At 44.7% G+C, this 17,245-nt stretch carries 13 protein-coding genes and 1 pseudogene; 6 read left to right on the top strand and 8 right to left on the bottom strand.

The window, feature by feature from the left end:
- Positions 1 to 28 precede the first annotated feature (28 nt).
- The 3 genes from AOU00_RS07285 to AOU00_RS07275 form a co-directional block, all read right to left on the bottom strand.
- Positions 29 to 1,324, bottom strand: a complete 1,296-nt coding sequence (locus AOU00_RS07285; protein WP_069290287.1) for a PTS sugar transporter subunit IIC — start codon at positions 1,322 to 1,324, stop codon at positions 29 to 31.
- Positions 1,325 to 1,342: 18 nt separating this feature from the next.
- Positions 1,343 to 1,666 (bottom strand): PTS lactose/cellobiose transporter subunit IIA, encoded by a 324-nt coding sequence (locus AOU00_RS07280; protein WP_043882570.1) that lies wholly within the window; start codon positions 1,664 to 1,666, stop codon positions 1,343 to 1,345.
- A gap of 168 nt (positions 1,667 to 1,834) precedes the next feature.
- Positions 1,835 to 3,760 carry a BglG family transcription antiterminator gene (locus AOU00_RS07275; protein WP_081330689.1) on the bottom strand — a complete coding sequence of 642 codons (1,926 nt, stop codon included), beginning with the start codon at positions 3,758 to 3,760 and terminating at the stop codon, positions 1,835 to 1,837.
- A 158-nt stretch (positions 3,761 to 3,918) separates the two neighbouring features.
- Here AOU00_RS07275 and AOU00_RS07270 point away from each other — a divergent pair, with 158 nt between their 5' ends.
- Positions 3,919 to 4,323: an Rrf2 family transcriptional regulator gene (locus tag AOU00_RS07270; RefSeq protein ID WP_061830056.1), complete on the top strand. Its 405-nt coding sequence runs from the start codon at positions 3,919 to 3,921 to the stop codon at positions 4,321 to 4,323.
- A 105-nt stretch (positions 4,324 to 4,428) separates the two neighbouring features.
- Entirely contained in the window at positions 4,429 to 5,334 is a 906-nt protein-coding gene (locus AOU00_RS07265) for an NAD(P)/FAD-dependent oxidoreductase (RefSeq protein ID WP_061830055.1), read from the top strand.
- A gap of 112 nt (positions 5,335 to 5,446) precedes the next feature.
- On the opposite strand, the gene AOU00_RS07260 is transcribed toward AOU00_RS07265, so the two are convergent.
- Positions 5,447 to 6,475 (bottom strand): LacI family DNA-binding transcriptional regulator, encoded by a 1,029-nt coding sequence (locus AOU00_RS07260; RefSeq protein WP_069290286.1) that lies wholly within the window; start codon positions 6,473 to 6,475, stop codon positions 5,447 to 5,449.
- Between the two features lie 244 nt (positions 6,476 to 6,719).
- On the opposite strand from AOU00_RS07260, the gene AOU00_RS07255 reads away from it, so the two are divergent.
- The 4 genes and pseudogenes from AOU00_RS07255 (at position 6,720) to AOU00_RS07240 (ending at position 12,047) form a co-directional block, all read left to right on the top strand.
- The gene (locus tag AOU00_RS07255) at positions 6,720 to 8,000 is read left to right on the top strand and encodes a glycoside hydrolase family 140 protein (RefSeq protein WP_069290285.1); all 1,281 of its coding nucleotides are present in this window, start codon (positions 6,720 to 6,722) and stop codon (positions 7,998 to 8,000) included.
- A gap of 33 nt (positions 8,001 to 8,033) precedes the next feature.
- Positions 8,034 to 9,068: a Gfo/Idh/MocA family protein gene (locus AOU00_RS07250; protein WP_069290284.1), complete on the top strand. Its 1,035-nt coding sequence runs from the start codon at positions 8,034 to 8,036 to the stop codon at positions 9,066 to 9,068.
- A gap of 11 nt (positions 9,069 to 9,079) precedes the next feature.
- Positions 9,080 to 10,189, top strand: coding sequence for an ethanolamine utilization protein EutH (eutH, locus tag AOU00_RS07245; RefSeq protein WP_069290283.1), 1,110 nt, complete (start codon positions 9,080 to 9,082; stop codon positions 10,187 to 10,189).
- 5 nt (positions 10,190 to 10,194) lie between these two features.
- Positions 10,195 to 12,047 (top strand): annotated as a pseudogene (locus AOU00_RS07240) (beta-glucoside-specific PTS transporter subunit IIABC).
- Positions 12,048 to 12,130: 83 nt separating this feature from the next.
- Here the strand turns inward: AOU00_RS07240 and AOU00_RS07235 are convergent.
- From AOU00_RS07235 to AOU00_RS07220, 4 genes are all read right to left on the bottom strand, one after another.
- Positions 12,131 to 13,225, bottom strand: a complete 1,095-nt coding sequence (locus AOU00_RS07235; RefSeq protein WP_069290282.1) for a glycosyltransferase family 4 protein — start codon at positions 13,223 to 13,225, stop codon at positions 12,131 to 12,133.
- Positions 13,226 to 13,276: 51 nt separating this feature from the next.
- Complete coding sequence (locus AOU00_RS07230; protein ID WP_069290281.1) at positions 13,277 to 14,371, bottom strand: tetratricopeptide repeat-containing glycosyltransferase; 1,095 nt, start codon at positions 14,369 to 14,371, stop codon at positions 13,277 to 13,279.
- 58 nt (positions 14,372 to 14,429) lie between these two features.
- Positions 14,430 to 15,521, bottom strand: a complete 1,092-nt coding sequence (locus tag AOU00_RS07225) for a glycosyltransferase (RefSeq protein ID WP_069290280.1) — start codon at positions 15,519 to 15,521, stop codon at positions 14,430 to 14,432.
- A gap of 191 nt (positions 15,522 to 15,712) precedes the next feature.
- Positions 15,713 to 17,059, bottom strand: coding sequence for an NTTRR-F1 domain (locus AOU00_RS07220; RefSeq protein ID WP_155765231.1), 1,347 nt, complete (start codon positions 17,057 to 17,059; stop codon positions 15,713 to 15,715).
- Positions 17,060 to 17,245: the final 186 nt, after the last annotated feature.

The raw sequence follows: 17,245 nt of genomic DNA, 5'->3' as shown, positions 1-17,245 counted from the left end.
TTAATTGATGTATTTCTATAGTAACGGATTATTCAGCCGTTCGCTTGTTGGCAATTTTGACGAACGGGAAATAAATGATAATGGCTACCACAATACAAATGATCTGAGTTACGACGGCGCCAATGCTTCCACCTGTAGACAGGTAGGCATTAATAATAGGCGGAGTAGTCCATGGAACCATGACGACGGCTTTACCTGCAAATCCAAGCAACGTCGAGAAGTAACCAATCGTTCCTGTGATGAGCGGAGTAATAATGAAAGGGATAGCCATCAATGGATTCAACATAATCGGAAGTCCAAAAATGACAGGCTCATTAATATTAAACAGACCCGGACCCAACGAAAGCTTTGTTATTTCCTTCATATCTTCACGCTTGGAAGCGATCATAATACAAATCAAGAGAGCCAGCGTAATTCCTGAACCACCGATACTCATGTATACGTCCCAGAAAGGCATCGTAATAATGTTCGGAATGGGCAGTCCTTGCTCATAAGCAGTCATGTTGACGGTAATCGCGCCAAGCAGCAGGGGTTCACGAATGGGCTTTACCATTTGGTTCCCGTGAATACCGATCACCCAGAAGATTTGCGCAACCAGCATCAGCACCAGTATACCTGGCAGTCCCTGTACTACGGTCTCCAGAGGTTTTTGCACCACATTATAGACGGCATCGTACAGGTAGAGACCTGTAAACTTATGAAAGAAAAATCCGAGCATTGAGAAGACTGTCACCGTTATGATGGTTGGTATCAATGCAGAAAAAGAAACGGCCACATTGCTGGGAACACTTTCAGGCATTTTGATTTTTAGCTTATCGGACTTGCCCAACTTACTGTACAGCTCAACGGATAGGATGCTTATGAAAATACCTAAAAACAAGCTCTTGGTATCCGTAAATTGACGGGCTAAGACGTCTGTTACTTTTTGCATGTCACCGTTAACCATCAACTCTATCGTGGTTGGTGTCACAGAGATAAAACAGATTAAAGCAAGCAAACCGGGGAAGAGATTTTTCTCACCGTTAATTTTTCCTAGCTCCAGACCAATCATGAAAATAGCCAGAATGGTAAGGATATTCAAGCTGGCATAGTTAATGCCCGAGAAAATCGGTTTGTACTCAGCCAGGAATGAGAACGGCTTAAAATGCGCAAGGCCATTGACCGGGTCCATGACCATATTAGAAATCAATACAGCAAAGGCACCGACAATAATAACAGGCATCAATGTGATAAAAGCTGATTTGATCGCTATAATATATTTAAAATTATTGATTGCATTTGCTACCGATGTGAGGCCATCGACCAGTTTGTCTTTGAATGCCATGGGATAGCGTCCCTCCCTCTACGATTTCGGTACGAATTGATCAATGCGTTCATACAGGTCTACAAACTCTGAGGCCATATCGCGAATGGTGATGGCATTCATCAGATGATCTTGAGCATGTACCATCATGACGGACATCTCTGTTTTTTCACCCGCTGCTTCCTTGCGGATAATTCTGGTTTGAATTTTGTGGGAAGACACCAGTTCTTTTTTTGCTGTAGCTAATTCATCTTTGGCTTCCTGAAATTTCCCCGCCTTTGCAAGCTCAATCGCCTCCATGGCCGAACTGCGTGCATTCCCTGCGTATAATATAATTTGGAATACAATCTCTGTATCATCCATGTCCTCCATGTTCACGTCGTGCTCTGTAGATTCATCATTATTCACGTGATCCTCTCTCCTTTCAATCATCCTCGTCGTATGGCTATTATAATTTGGAATCGCTTTCAACATAACGCACATTATTTCCTCTTCTTAACGGAAATAAATTGTTCTTCATACTCCTCATGTTCAACAATTTTTATGCAACACTTCTATGAATTCTGTATATGATTTGCAGCGAATAAGCTGCTGGACGAGCTGTTCATTATTTAATATTTCAAGCAAAATATGATACATAGTCTGTAAATCTTCTGATTTGGTGCGCTGTATACAGAGCATACAAATAAACTGTACCGGCTTGCCATCCCAATCGATTGCTTTTTGTAATGTACAGATGGCCCAAAACGTAGAATCTGCGAAAGGTTCCATCGGATGCGGGATCGCGACCAAGTTGCCAAATGAAGTGGGGGAAACGGCTTCACGCTCTATTACAGATTGCAGCAGGGGGCCTTTTACAAGATCTGCTTCGTGTATTTTTTCGGCTATAAATTCAAGCACTTGGAGTTTGTTCTCAAACTTCTGTTGAAGAAAGACCAATTTTTTTCGTACATACTGCACAGCAGGAAGTCTGGCCTCAGAAATGGCTTGCTCAATTTTAGTAATATCGGAACCGCCTAAAAATGTATTCACATGGATCATGGGGATAGAAAGCGGTTCTGAAATGGGGATCGTGCTAATGACAAAGTCCAATGTATCCAACGGCATTTGTTTCAACTTATAAAATTCAGTGGTTCCTACGATATCCAACCTGGAACCGAAGACCGATTGAAGCTTATAATACAGCAGCTTAGCGCTGCCGAGTCCAGAAGCACATACGATCATACATCTTTTGGGCGCGTCCTCCATTTTCTTTCTTTCCATCGCGACTCCGAAATGAATGGCTAAATACCCAATTTCATTTTCCTCGATGTGTATATGAAGCCGCTGCTTGATGACTTCCGCAGCAATGATACCTGCTTCAAAGGCAAGCGGGTAATTGGCTTTGATTTCATCCAGCATAGGATTACGCAAATTCATTCCGTATTGATAACGGTTGATCACCGGTTTGAGGTGAAGGCAAAATGCAATCAGCAATTCTTGATCGTTATGAATGTTCATCTTCAACTGCTGATCAATTTGGTCTAGTATTTCGATAGTCAGTTCGTAGATATCTTTATCAATGATCTTTTTAATCTCCACCTCATCCATACGGGCACTAACGACGGTCCTTACACCCAACAGGTGAACAGCAATGTACGCAACTTCAACAAGTGGAAAGGAGTGCTTCATGATTTGTTCCAAGGCGGATACGATCTCAGTCGCCACCCTAAACTCTTTCTGCGCTTCAATTTTTTTCATCTCTTGCGGATAATACGACACATACCTTTCTTCGCGAATACGCTTACATGCTATAGCAATATGAATGACCAGATTGTTCAGGGCAATGTCTGACAACTGAATATCATGGATTTCAATACGATCCAGAATCACTTCTCTTATGAATTCCATCTCTTCGTTAGAGATCAGAAGAGGGGGTGACACCTGCTGCTCGCCTATTTCATCTAACCTGTTAAATATATAGTCGGAAATGCAATAACGCAGTTTGGCCTCATTACCTTTGACTCGAATACCATGATAGGGTCTATTCTCCAGAGATAGTCCGTAAGTTGCCAGTAACTTGCGCAGTTCTTTGAGGTCATTCTGTAAAGTAGATCGACTAACATACAGGATCTCGGCTAAATCATCAAGTTTGACATATGCATTGGTAAGCAACAGCTTTTTCATTAAAAAACGGTTTCTAGCTTCAGAAGAACTCGCTAATGGATAGGGCACATGATGATCATAATCCTTTAATTGCTTCAGTAGATGATGAAATGCTTGTTCGTCCCGAACCTCTAACTTGTATCCTGTTCCTTTAAGGGGCTTAACTGCTGCTCCATGCTTTGACAATAACGCACCCAATTCCTTTAAATCCGTTCGTATCGTTCGAGAAGATACCTTCAATGCATTTGCCAAGTGTTCTCCTTTGACCATCTGTTCTGCAACCAGTATACGAAGAATATCAAAAATACGCACAACGAGCCCCCTTTCTTAGCTGTTCTGATGAACAGTATACAACGGTTAGAGCGTAACCAAAAGAAGGATTAACAGCAGCGTGAATGCTAGATGACCTTGACACACTAGCAGATTCGGGGATATAGTGGATACAATAAGTCTTTGATTGAGGTGTAGTTATGAAATTTACAAAAGCAACGAATTATGCTCTGCACACTATGCTCATGCTCGTTACTGATTCGTCGGTGAAGCCGGTAGGTGTTCAGCAACTAGCCGAATCCCAAAATGTTTCACCAACTTATCTTTCGAAAATTTTGACAAGGCTTGTGAAGGCTGGGATGATCGAATCGGTTTCTGGAGCCAATGGAGGCTATCGACTTTCTCGTCATAAAGAGGACATTACCTTTTTGGATATTATCCATGCCATTGAAGGAACCAATTCTTTGTTTGAATGTGATTTTGTCCACGGCTCCGAGTGCCTGATTCAAGCTGTAATGAGGGAAGCAGAGGAGAAAATGGAACGACATCTTAAAAATACGAAATTGTCCGATTTGGCGCAAAAGCAAACGCAAGTTTCAAAGTAAGCGACTTTATATAGAAAGAGAGTGGTTGCCAGTTATGTAAAGCTTTTTTTTGTTTTATTGCAGACATAAAGAGTCTTTAATATCTCTTAAAAGGAGTTGGGTGTTATGCTGTACGATTGCGCTATTATTGGCGGAGGGCCCGCCGGATTGAATGCAGCCCTCGTGCTTGGCAGGGCCAGAAGAAGTGTGGCTTTGATTGATAATAATCGGCCCAGAAATGCGGTTACGCATGCGTCGCACGGTTTTATTACGAGAGACGGCGTAACGCCGGCCGAGTTCCGCCGTGTAGCTTATGAGGAAGTGTTGCGTTATCCGTCTGTCCATCATCTGCAAACCGAGGTTGTTTCGATTACAAAAAACGAATCTGGCTTTGAGGTACTTGATTCGTCAGGCCATCGCGTTCAAGCGCGGAAATTGATATTGGCGACGGGCGTAAAGGAGATATTCCCCGAGATTGAAGGTTTTTATCCGTTATACGGGAAAAGTTTATTTAATTGCCCTTATTGCGACGGCTGGGAGTTGCGGGATCAACCGCTTGTCCTCGTCTCTGAATCGGCAGCTATATTTCATACAGCCAAACTACTCCTTAACTGGAGTAAGGATTTGATCGTCTGTACGAATGGTCAGGCATCCCTGTCGGACGAGCAAAAAGAACGGCTCTATTCTAAAGGAATCATCGTAATGGAGCAACCTGTTGCGGCGTTCATCGGTCACAATGGAAAGCTTGAGCATGTGCGCTTTACGGATGGCACTCAAGTCCCGAGGGTCGGCGGCTTTGTGTCTCCCCAGTTTGTACAAAGTGCACCGTTTGGAGAACGTTTGGGCTGTGAAAGAACGGAATCGGGTGGGATCAAGACGGATGAAGCGGGGAGAACCTCCATACCTGGTGTATATGCTGCCGGGGATTCATCGTACTTCATGCCTTCTCAGTTGATTTTTGCCGCGGCCGACGGCAGTCGAACCGCTGCGAGCGTAAATATGGATTTGACAGAGGAAGATTTCAACGAATAACGATAAATTTGAATATCCCATATGGAGTCCGAAAATAGAAATGGCCGCCAACACGGCGGCTTTATTCTAAAATCATAGAGAGAGCAAGCAATAATAAACCAATGATCATAGGTCATTTCAAGGCTACACAAGATCTTCTTTCAATAACCTCCGTATTCACAAGAACCTGGGTATGATGCCCCTGATGATGGTTAAGCCTCTCCATAAGCAAGTTTACAGCAGTTCGGGCCAAAATATCCTTTTTCACATGAATGGTTGTGAGTTCCGGGCTAATCACCTTGGCTTCATGTATATTATCAAATCCCATGACGGAAATTTGCTCAGGCACTCGAATATTCATTTCTTGAAACGTTTTAATGGCACTGATCGCCATATAATCATTTTCACAAAATAGGGCCGAAGGTAGCTCATTCAGTTCATGAATAGCTGTTTTAAATGCGTCCTGTGACATCACAAGCATGGGATGCATATCAAATGTAAGCCCATTTTCTATGGAAAGATTGTGCTCCTCTAAAGCCGCCATAAACCCTTCCTTTCGTTTTGTAAAGTTAAGAATCCTCGTACTGGATTGTACGTATCCTATCTTTCTGTGTCCTGACTGAATTAAATATTGGCCTGCCTGATACCCACCAAGATAGTTGTTAATAGATACGAAACTGGCATCGACGTGTTCAAAGCAAGTATCCAGAATCACAATATTGGAATGAATGGATTGTATGGAATGAATAGTCTCAGAAGTTAAATTGGTACCAAGCAGAAGTATGCCTGAAGAAGGCTGATCTTTTTCCAAAGCAGATAATTCTTCTTCGAGGCTATGGCTATCAAAAGACGAAAAAATCAAGGTGTTTCCATGTTCTCTCACCTGATTGGTAATATGATGAATTAACTCATTGAAAAATGGAAGTGAATCATAATGTTCTGTTACGATGTCTGTATTTTTACAGGCCACAAAGCGTATCACATGATGATTTTTAATAACTTCCTTGCTTGTCTTCATGGTGCGTGGTTTATATCCATGCTCTTGGGCTATTTTTAGAATTTGCTCCTTGGTTTCTTCACTCACTCCGGGTTTGTTATTAAAAGCAAGAGAGACAGCAGATTTTGAAACACCTGCAAGCCTTGCAATATCATCAATTTTCAATGTGGAACCCCCTATTGAACTAAACTACATAAATTATATCATTAATCTGCAAGAAAGTTTAGCTAATAAACTAAACTAAACTAAATAACTAAAAATAAAAATTTGTTGACCGTTTATGATTTATAGTGTTAATATTCAAGTGTAAAACGCTTTAATTTAGCTTATTTTGCGAAATAATCATATAAATTTAGTTATTTATTTAGTTTTGTTTAGAGAATTTTGTGAATACAGCAAGAGAGGAACGGTGATTTATTTGAGTTTAAACATGGCTGAAAATCAAAGAAGTTTTACAAAAGAGGAAAAACCTTTTTTTTATTTGGCAGATACGGTTTGGAGTGTATTTACCAACGCGACGATAGAGGAGTGGAGCGATTATCTTGACTATCGGAAGATGCAAGGTTTCAATGTGTTGCAAATCAACATGCTCCGACAATGGGATGCAAGTGAATCGGATCTGAATCTACAGCCGTTTGCATTACTGGAAAATGGGGATTTCGACTACCATACATTAAACGAAGCTTATTTTGACCGGGCAGAAATCATGTTGAAAATGGCTGTAGAGCGTGGATTTGTTCCGGCCCTGGTTCTATTGTGGTGTAACTATGTGCCGGATACATGGGCTGAAATGTTCCAAAAGGGTAATAAAATGCCGTTTGAATGCGTTGAACCCTATGTAACGTACGTCGTAAACCGTTTTTCTCCATTTGATCCTATTTTTCTGATCAGCGGGGATAGTGATTTTCCGACCGAACGTGCCAATTCCTATTATTTAAAAGCACTGGAAATTGTACAACAATTAAGCCCTGCAAGCTTAACTACGCTGCATATTCAAGGAAGATTGAGAGAAATTCCTCCAGCCTTTGAGAAACACCAGGGTCTTGGATTTTATATGTATCAATCAGGACATAATTCCGAGTTTCAGCATGTGGGCCATGAGATTGCTCAACATTTCTACCATAAGCCGGATATACGGCCTGTCATTAATGGAGAGCCATGTTATGAACAAATTAGTTATAGCCGCAATGTGTATGGCAGATACACAGCACTGGATGCCAGAAAAGTAGCATGGCAAAGCCTCCTTGCAGGCGGGGGTGCGGGTATTACCTACGGAGCACATGGCATTTGGAGCTGGCACAAAAAAGGAAAGAAATTCGGCATTGTAGAAGGGGAAGGATTCGATAGTCCCTATGATTGGAGAACAGCATTACGATTTGAGGGCGCATGGGATTACTCCTTTATTAAATATTTGTTTGAAATGTATAACCTGATTGGCGTAAAACCGTTGGATATTGTTTTAAACAAGACAGAGGAAATCAGAGCTGCGGGGAACGAGAATACCATTGTCTTGTATGTCCCGGTTAACACGAAGGTACGGCTAAGTATCAACGTGCAGGATTACAAGTTTACAACGATTGATTTAGCCGGGAAGCGGTTTGCCCAAACCGACGTGTCCGTCCAAAAGGATCAATCGGTGCTAGATATGCACAGCTTTGAAAGTGATGTTGTCATCATCGGAACGAAATAAAAACAGAGAAGAATGTGGATGGAGTGAAGCAACATGTGGAAAATCGGCGTCATTGGAACGGGATATTGGTCGGAAAAACATATTAAAGCATGGCAGTTTATCTCGGATGCAGAAATCACAGGGTTTTGTGATCGGAATCAAGATTTACTTTTTGAAAAAGCAGCTCAATTCCATATCCCTACTGAATATTGCTATACCAGTCTGGAGGAAATGCTAAGCGAAGCGGATATTGATGTCGTGGACATCATTACACCTCCTGAGACACATCTGGAACTGGTTCGACTGGCGGCCGCAGCCGGAAAACATATGATGTGTCAAAAACCTTTTGCACGTTCTGTGGAGGAAGCTGAGCAAATTGTAGGTATTGCTGAAGCAGCAGGAGTCAGACTTATGGTGACCGAAAATTGGCGTTGGCTTGAGCCTTTTCAAATTATAAAAAAATTGCTGGCAGAGAATATCGTTGGGAATATGAATGTTATACGTTATACGCATACGGATTTTTATTCTCCGAGGTTTGCTCCGGAAAAAGAGCTGCCGCAGCCATTTTTCAGAGATATGCCCAAGCTTTTGTTTTATGAAATGGGAGTTCATTGGCTGGATACTTGGCGTTTCTTATTCGGTGAACCTCAGCGTTTGTATGCGGAAACCAAGCGAGTCAGCCCATACACACAGGGAGAAGACACGGGCATTATTATGTTAGGTTATGAACATTATTTTGGTCTTATGGACATGAGCTGGGCGACTCGTAGGGAACTGAATGGGCAGCTGCCGGAGCAGGTCCTTCCCGATCATAAAGAACAGCTGGTGATTGATGGCGATGAGGCTACCCTAAAACTGTATAACACAGGTAAATTATCTCTCATTAATAATCAGGGAGTCGAAAAAGTATTGGTTGAAAAGACTGAATTAAACTATGAGGAAAGCCATAAAAAGCTACAAGCTCATTTTATAGATTGTCTCAACACGGGAAAAGAATTTCAAACGAGTGGTCACGACAATATCAAGACCCTTCAGCTTGTATTCGACACCTATGACAGCGCAGAAAATCATAAAGTTCATGTGTATTAAGAGGCAACAGGATGTCCATTAACGATATTGTGATGTATGTTATCGCTCTTTTTTTAGTGCTGGGTGCATTGGATCAATGTTTGGGAAATCGCTGGGGGTTGGGACAAGCCTTCAACAATGGGCTCATGACCATGGGTTCTCTTGCTCTGGTCATGATAGGAATTGTTTCCTTGGCTCCTGTACTCGCCTCATGGTTGATTCCTATTGTTTCACCATTATATGTGGCAATGGGTGCCGATCCGGCATCCTTTGCCAATACGATATTGGCGGTAGATATGGGAGGATACGCGCTTGCGGCAGAAATGGCGCACAGCCAGCAAGCGGGTTTATTTTCCTGGGTTTTTCTAGGGACCATGTTTGGCCCAACGCTCGTATTTACGATTCCGGTTGCCCTCGGCATTTTGGGAAAAGAGGATCATCCATATATTGCAAAAGGAATCTTGATCGGTATCAGTACAATTCCCGTTGGCTGTTTCATAGGGGGAATGACCGCCGGATTTGACGTGATGATGATTTTAAAAAATCTGATTATTCCCATGCTCCTTTCAATAATCATTATGCTGGGTTTACGTCTATTTACGGAGCTTACGATCCGATTGTTCAAGTGGTTTGGTAACGGCATTAGGCTTCTATCCCTTGTCGGTTTGGCAGCGATTGGGGTCGAAACCTTAACTGGATTTGTGATCATTCCCAATATGGCTCCGTTGTCTGTCGGTGTGCAAACGGTTGGAACGATTGCTATTGTATTGGCTGGTGCGTTTCCGTTGGTTGCTTGGATTACAAAAATATTTAAAAATCCGCTTCAACGGGCAGGACGTTTGCTAAACATAGATCCATCGGCTACTGCGGGTCTGGTAGCTAGTCTTGCTCATAATATTCCTACGTTCACTTTAGTCAAAGAGATGGAGCCCAGAGGCAAAGTGATTAGTATTGCTTTTGCTGTCAGTGGATCTTTCGTTCTGGGGGGACATCTTGGCTTTGTAGCAGGAATGGACAAGAATATGGTGATTGCCATGATCGTGGGTAAACTTGCAGGCGGAATCAGTGCCGTAATTGTCGCAGTTATTGCACATCCGACTACTACGAATAGAAAAATAGAAAGCGCATCCAAGAAGGAGTGAACATGATGGATCATAAAAAAACAGCCAAAGAAGTATGGAGTGCCGTGGGCGGAAATGAAAATGTGAACAGTGTCATTCACTGTGTCACTCGATTAAGATTTAAACTGAAGGATAATCAATTGCCAGATAAAGAAAAGATCAAGCAGATTGACGGTGTCATTACCGTCGTGGAAAGTGGTGGCCAATTTCAGGTGGTCATCGGGAATGAGGTTCCCAAAGTTTATGAAGCTCTTTTGGATACAATGGGAGTAAAGCATGGAGATCAGATGGTTGAAGAGGATCAAAAGAATGAAAAAGCGAGCCTATTCAGCCGATTTGTCGATGTAATTTCAGGTGTGTTTATGCCCGTTGTAGGTGTGCTCGCTGCTGTGGGGATTCTAAAAGGACTATTGGCCTTATGCACATCCCTAGGCTGGATGACTGATCAGATGGGCACGTATAAAATTTTATATGCGACAGCAGACGCAATGTTTTATTTCTTTCCGGTTATTCTAGGGTTTTCAGCAGGTAAAAAATTTGGAGGAAACCCGTATCTGTCTGCCGTTTTGGGAGCAGCGATGGTGTACCCGACCATTACTTCCGCCTTTACGGATAAAACGGCGCTGTCTTTTTTGACCATACCTGTTGTTCTGATTAATTATACTTCTTCTGTTATACCTATCATTATTGGAGCGTTCTTGGCAGCTAAGGTCGAAAAAATGATAAGTAAGTATGCACCTGCTTCCATTAAAATGTTCATGGTGCCTTTTCTGACCTTGGTCATCATATCACCGCTTGTTTTTCTGGTTGTCGGACCGATAGCAACTATAGTCAGCGATGGGTTAGCCGAAGTCTCTATGTGGATTTACCAGTTAAGTCCGGCTGTAGCTGGCCTCGTTCTGGCCGGGTTCTGGCAGGGCATTATTATCTTTGGTCTGCATTGGGCATTCATTCCAATTCTCCTGAATAATGTAGTTACAAACGGGTTTGATCCGATTAACGGTATGCTCTTCTGTACGACTTTTGCGCAAACAGGTGCGGCTTTTGCCATCGCTTTGAAATCACGGGACCCTAAATTAAAACCTATCGCCACTTCTGCCACAATTGCGGGTTTGATGGGGGTTACTGAACCAGCTATTTACGGGGTTACTTTACCCGCCAAAAAACCGTTTATTTTAGCCTCGATCGCTGGAGGTATAGGAGGAGCTGCTGCAGGCTTACTCGGCTCAACGGCATATGGATTTGCCTCAGGCGGCATTTTTGGTATACCTCTATTCATTAATCCAAAAGGCATGGATGCAGGCTTCATCGGCTTTATTATATCTTTGGTAGTAGCTTTTGTAGTCGCTTTTATTTTGACCTATCTTTTCGGTTATAAAAATGCAAAACCTGCGTTGAGATTAAAATTGCAGATGAAAACAAAGAAGAAGAAAAAGCGGTATTCAGTCCTCTACACGGTGAATTGATTCCTTTAACCACAGTAAAAGATGAAGCTTTTTCCAGCGGTGCGATGGGCCAGGGGGCCGCAATTATTCCGAAAGAAGGAGTAGCCTATGCACCATTTAACGGAACTGTTGTTACCGTTTTCAAAACCAAGCATGCCATCGGTCTTATTTCTGAGGATGGAGTTGAACTGCTCATTCACATTGGGATTAATACGGTCAGCTTGAAAGGAAAACATTTCACTTCCTTTGTGTCTGAAGGGGATACGATTCAAAAAGGGGACAAGCTGGTTGAATTCGATCCCAAAGCTATAGGGGATGAAGGATATGATATTACCACATCCGTCATTGTAACCAATACAGCCGTGTACACGGATATCTTAGTTGAAGGCTCCAAGGATATTCATGCAGGAGACCGCTTACTAAAGATTAGATAGATTACAATATTCCATAATAAAAAGGCAAGTTAAAGCTGACGATGGCCCGTATATAAAAAGGGTTGTCGTCAGCTGTTTTTTAGTTACCTCACACCCAGCGTGTTCATCATCTGCCGGAAGGAGCGCACATATTTATCCGGTGCCAACAGACTAACGATTCGCTCCAGCCCTTTCCTGCGGATAGATTCGCGTTGAGGTACGTTGTTCATCAGGTCTAGTCCTTGCAGTATCGCCTGCAAGATGTCTCCCTGCTGATAAAATTTACCTGTTTCGTTGTGGTCAATGAATGCTCGTACTCCGTCTGAATCAGAGCTTAATACCGGGCAACGACAGGCCATCGCCTCAGCAACCGCATAGCCGAAGCCCTCTACCAGCGAGGTCGATAGCAGGTAGCCGCCTGAGTCGCCAATCATGGAGTAGTACAGGGGCATTTGGGCATGAGGGACGCTTTTAAAACGCTCGATAAGGGAGGACATACCAAGCTGAGCAAGCATGTTCTCGAATTGTATTTTATCCTCCGGTTGAGACAAGGTGTCATCATAAAACATCCAGATTCGAAGATCCGCTCGGTTTTGCAGCATCCAGTAAGAAATGTCGACAAAATGCCTCCAGTTCTTGTTGGGCTCCAACCGCCCAACCCAGGCAATAATCGGATTGATCGGAGGAGTGTTAGGTACATAATTAAATACGCTGGTATCCAGTACGTTTGGAAATACATAACGATTAAGCCATGGACACATGTCGGTAAATAGCTGCACCAGATGAGTTGTATTGGGCAAGAGCACCGCGTTGGCATGTCTCTGAAGATACGGAACTGCATCCGCGACCACCCAAGCAGCCTCTTCGTGAGAACCAAAGCCCTGCGATTCATAGATTAATACCCCCTGATAGCCCAACATTCGCAGTCTGGGGAGCATAGGATAATCCGATGAGACGATAATTGCATCATAGCGGTTAGTCATTACCAGCATTCGAATTTCTTCTTCAGAGGAAGTCATGAATACAGGAATATCGCCGTTCAGGTTTTGCATCCCTGTACCTTGCTGATAATAGAGAAGATGACATTCAATCCCGTCCTGCATGAGCACTTTACAGCGTTGGCGGTTCAAGGTTTCTACGCCGCCGCTCGGTATATAAAAAGTAAATAGAACTTTGATCTCAATAACCTCCTTTGCCAATCAAAAGCTCCTATACCAAGTTATTCAACTAACAGAACGGGGTGTGGGTTTCTATGGAAGCCTAGATTGAATTAGCGCATAATTATGGCTAAGGCGAGAATCGTCCGGGGAGCGCTCTGTTGCTTCTCTCGCAAATTCACAAGCTTTGTGTAAAAGGCCTAACTCGTAGCAAGCGAGGGCACCAAGATCATACAGTGTGGCGTCCCAGCAAAAATCTTCTTGCATGTACGTATCGGGTCGTGTTGAAATACGCAACGCTTCTTCAACCATATGATAGACGGCGGACCAGTTCCGTGTATGATAAGCCAGCTGAGCCATTTCCGTGTAAGGTTCACGTAAATACGGCGCTTCCGCAATAGCCCGGTATAACCAACGTGTTGCCTCCTGCCATTGTTCACTTGCTTTATAGGCTCTAGAAATAAAGCGCATCGAAGCGCTGCGTTCATCTGCCCAGCGTGCCTGCGGCATGGCAAGATGTTGTTGCAATGTAGTAATGCACTCATCCCAGCGGCCATGATACATATATTCTCGCCCCAAGTAATGCATGTTGCGGTCATCCTCGGGAAACTCGCGCACAGACTGCTCCAGCAGCGGAAGGTATTGGCTGCGGGATTTGTGCGGATCGGGATCATGATACAAGCGGAGCTGATCGGATCGAATGCTACGTTCTTCACCCTCCCCGATATATTCAAGCACCTCGTGAACCGGGCGTACCCAGCGGTAACCGTGACGAGTGTGTATTTTTTCTTTCCAGAACCATGTATAAACGGTATCTTGCCCAGGCTGTCCATGCGTAAAGGCATATAGCATCCGGGTAGTTCCTTCCTTCCAGTTACGTTCCAGCCGCGACCGCCAACCTTCCTCCCAGACTTCGTCCAGATCCGTACAGACACAAATATCTATATCGTCAGGGACCAGCCGCAGGGACTCATTGCGAGCCTTGTCAAAACGCCAAGGATTTACCTCGATACGATGCACCTCTGCACCCGCTTCGCGTAGCAGGGAAACAGTATCGTCTGTAGAGCCGGTGTCCGCTACAATGACAACATCGGCTTCACGCATGGTGTGCATCCAGCGTTTGGCGAATCGGGCTTCATTTTTGCTAATGGCATAGACAGCTATCTTGTACCGATTCGATTGTTGCATTCCGCTTGCTCCTCCTTTGACTTACTTAAAGATTGAGGGGTGAGTATGGGAGACATCTCTATTGGGGAGGATTCAGGATTGAGCTGAAAAATTGCCGATTATGCAGGACATGCGGGTCGTTGGGAACGTACATTGCAGCTTGTTCGTTGTGCCAATTCGCACGTGTGTAATCCTTCATTCGAAAATGGCAAATGCATAGCTGGATATGAGGAAACCACGTTTGGTACGCGTCCTGCACCGGGCCCATCGTGTCGGGAGGATTTAGAGTGGTAGCTATGTCGTACCAATAAATAGCTTTGGAGATCTCATTTTTATGCAAAAAATAATGACCTATCCGACAGCATAGATCTGCCCTGGGCGTATCGAAGGTCAAACTATGGAGAGCCGCGGTAATACTTTGCTCCAGCTTGCCAAGTTTTTGCAGACAGTCGGCCATTTTGCTACATGCACTAATCGCATCCTCTACCCAGCACTGCCCGGTATCCAGAAAATTCTGGTAAGCCTGCACGGCCTGCTCATATCTTTCATTATCTCTTAACTCGTTAGCGTAATAGTAGAGGTCACGAGGAGAGAAGGCATGACCTTGGGCGAGCAACTTCTCATAAATTCGCAGATTTCTTCCTGGAGAGACTGTATGTGTTCTGGTGTGTGTTATGGCGATATCGGCATGTTGAATATTCCCGTCTACGGCGAGGTACTCATGCACGGCTCCGTGCCAACGGAATCCGGCTGACCTTCTGATCAAGCGGTTTCGGCGAAAATGTAGGGTGACATTGCCATGATCATCAAAGCCATAATGATAATTCATAGACACGGAATCGACGGTTGGTACGGCTGAGGAATCAAGGGTTTGCTTCAGCTCAAGCAGCTTGACGGCATCCTGCTCCTTCAAAATATCATCGGCATCAAGCCAGAGAATGTACTCCTGCGTAGCTTGCTCAAACGAATAGTTACGTGCAAGGGCAAAATGATCTACCCATTCAAATGGAAAAATTCGATCTGTAAAGTTGCGACATATGTCAATGGTCCGATCCTGTGAACCTGTGTCCACGATGTTGATTTCATCCACAATAGGATGGACCGATTCCAGGCAACGGCCAATCGTATTTTGATCATTTTTGACGATCATGCACAGGCTGATACTGATCAATTGAGCATCACTCCTTTGGGAACCATCTAAGGGTTCAGGTCAAACATAAAGTTGGATTTAAAAGAGGTCTGATTTATAGAAGCCCTGCCACAATCGCGGCAGGGCAAGGATAATAAAGCTTTTAACATGCTGTGCGGCTTTGTCGATAAGGTATGGTACATCGCTTAAACATGATGTGGTAGAAAAGGAGGTTAGAGTCCGGTAGGCCCCGTAGGTCCAGTCGGCCCCGTAGGTCCGGTAGGTCCAATCGGTCCTTGTGGACCAGTGTCTCCTGTTGGTCCAATCGGGCCAGTAAATCCAAACGGTCCGGTAGGTCCAGTCGGCCCTGTAGGGCCCGTGTCGCCCGTAGGTCCGACAGGTCCAGTAGCGCCTGTGTCGCCGATAGGCCCGATAGGCCCGATAGGTCCAGCAGGTCCTGTATCACCCGTGGCGCCTGTAGGTCCGACAGGTCCGGTAAATCCAAGGCCAAATGGTCCGGTCGGTCCAGTCGGCCCCGTAGGCCCGGTATCGCCAGTAGGCCCGATAGGTCCGGTAGCGCCAGTGTCGCCCGTAGCACCCGTAGGCCCGACAGGTCCAGTAACACCAGTGTCGCCCGTGGCACCCGTAGGCCCGACAGGTCCGGTAACGCCAGTGTCGCCCGTAGCGCCAGTAGGCCCGACAGGTCCGGTAGCGCCAGTGTCCCCCGTGGCACCCGTAGGTCCGACAGGTCCAGTAACACCTGTGTCGCCCGTGGCACCCGTAGGTCCGACAGGTCCAGTAACACCAGTGTCGCCCGTGGCACCCGTAGGCCCGACAGGTCCAGTAGCACCAGTGTCCCCCGTGGCACCCGTAGGTCCGACAGGTCCAGTAACACCTGTGTCCCCCGTGGCACCCGTAGGTCCGACAGGTCCGGTAACACCAGTGTCGCCCGTGGCACCCGTAGGCCCGACAGGTCCGGTAACGCCAGTGTCGCCCGTAGCGCCTGTGGCACCCGCAGGCCCCGTAGCACCTGTAGCGCCACTAGCGCCTGTAGCACCAGTTGGGCCGGCAGGTCCGGCTGGACCCACAGCTCCAGCTGCACTTGCTTTAACAAGAGCAACGGCATCAATAGCTACATCAGCGGTGTTAGCCAAGGCGTTTTTACTAATAACCAAAAAGGCATAGGCTGCGTTGGCTGGTACAGGAGCTGTTACTTCGTATAGGCTTTGCCATGTCCCATTCACAGCGTCTGGCAATGTACCTGCACTCAAATAGGTAGTTAGCCCCGTGCCAAGGAAGCCAAAGGTTGCGTCATAGTAATACAGAAAAATGTTAACTTGAGGACTGGACAGACTTCCTATTTTTGCAGCTGAAAGGCTTAACGTATAACTTTCGCCTGGTGCAGCAAAAACGACCTGGGAAAGAGATGCATCTACTGCGCCTCCTGTCAGGATCGCACTATAAAAGTTTGTCTTTTTTACAGATAAGTTAGTGACAGTCACATTGACAGAGCTCCAAAAAAGGGTGGATCCGATCTCGAAGTCGCCGTTAGAAACTAGATTGGTAAACAATACACTCATCGCTTTTATACACTCCCTTCACACGTTGTAATGATAGTAGATGCGAATCCATACCTTAGCGAACCGTACAAGTTTCTGAGGGTAGATGTGTAATTTTGTGTTCACATTTCAGACACATTATTTTAAGCTTCTATTTAAGTGACGTTAAGCTGGAGTTATATGTGGGGGATTATTATTAGAATTTAA

Origin of the sequence: Paenibacillus polymyxa, from assembly GCF_001719045.1 — a bacterium.
GTDB classification, from domain to species: domain Bacteria; phylum Bacillota; class Bacilli; order Paenibacillales; family Paenibacillaceae; genus Paenibacillus; species Paenibacillus polymyxa_B.
Note: the sequence above shows the minus strand (reverse complement) of the source record. Positions and strands in the feature narration are given on the sequence as shown.

Excerpts from the sequence above, each read along its gene's own strand:
- AOU00_RS07280 (WP_043882570.1), bottom strand. The coding sequence starts at position 1,666 with ATGGATGATACAGAGATTGTATTCCAAATTATATTATACGCAGGGAAT.
- AOU00_RS07285 (WP_069290287.1), bottom strand. The coding sequence starts at position 1,324 with ATGGCATTCAAAGACAAACTGGTCGATGGCCTCACATCGGTAGCAAAT.
- AOU00_RS07270 (WP_061830056.1), top strand. The coding sequence starts at position 3,919 with ATGAAATTTACAAAAGCAACGAATTATGCTCTGCACACTATGCTCATG.
- eutH (WP_069290283.1), top strand. The coding sequence starts at position 9,080 with ATGTCCATTAACGATATTGTGATGTATGTTATCGCTCTTTTTTTAGTG.
- AOU00_RS07250 (WP_069290284.1), top strand. The coding sequence starts at position 8,034 with ATGTGGAAAATCGGCGTCATTGGAACGGGATATTGGTCGGAAAAACAT.
- AOU00_RS07265 (WP_061830055.1), top strand. The coding sequence starts at position 4,429 with ATGCTGTACGATTGCGCTATTATTGGCGGAGGGCCCGCCGGATTGAAT.
- AOU00_RS07230 (WP_069290281.1), bottom strand. The coding sequence starts at position 14,371 with ATGCAACAATCGAATCGGTACAAGATAGCTGTCTATGCCATTAGCAAA.
- AOU00_RS07220 (WP_155765231.1), bottom strand. The coding sequence starts at position 17,059 with ATGAGTGTATTGTTTACCAATCTAGTTTCTAACGGCGACTTCGAGATC.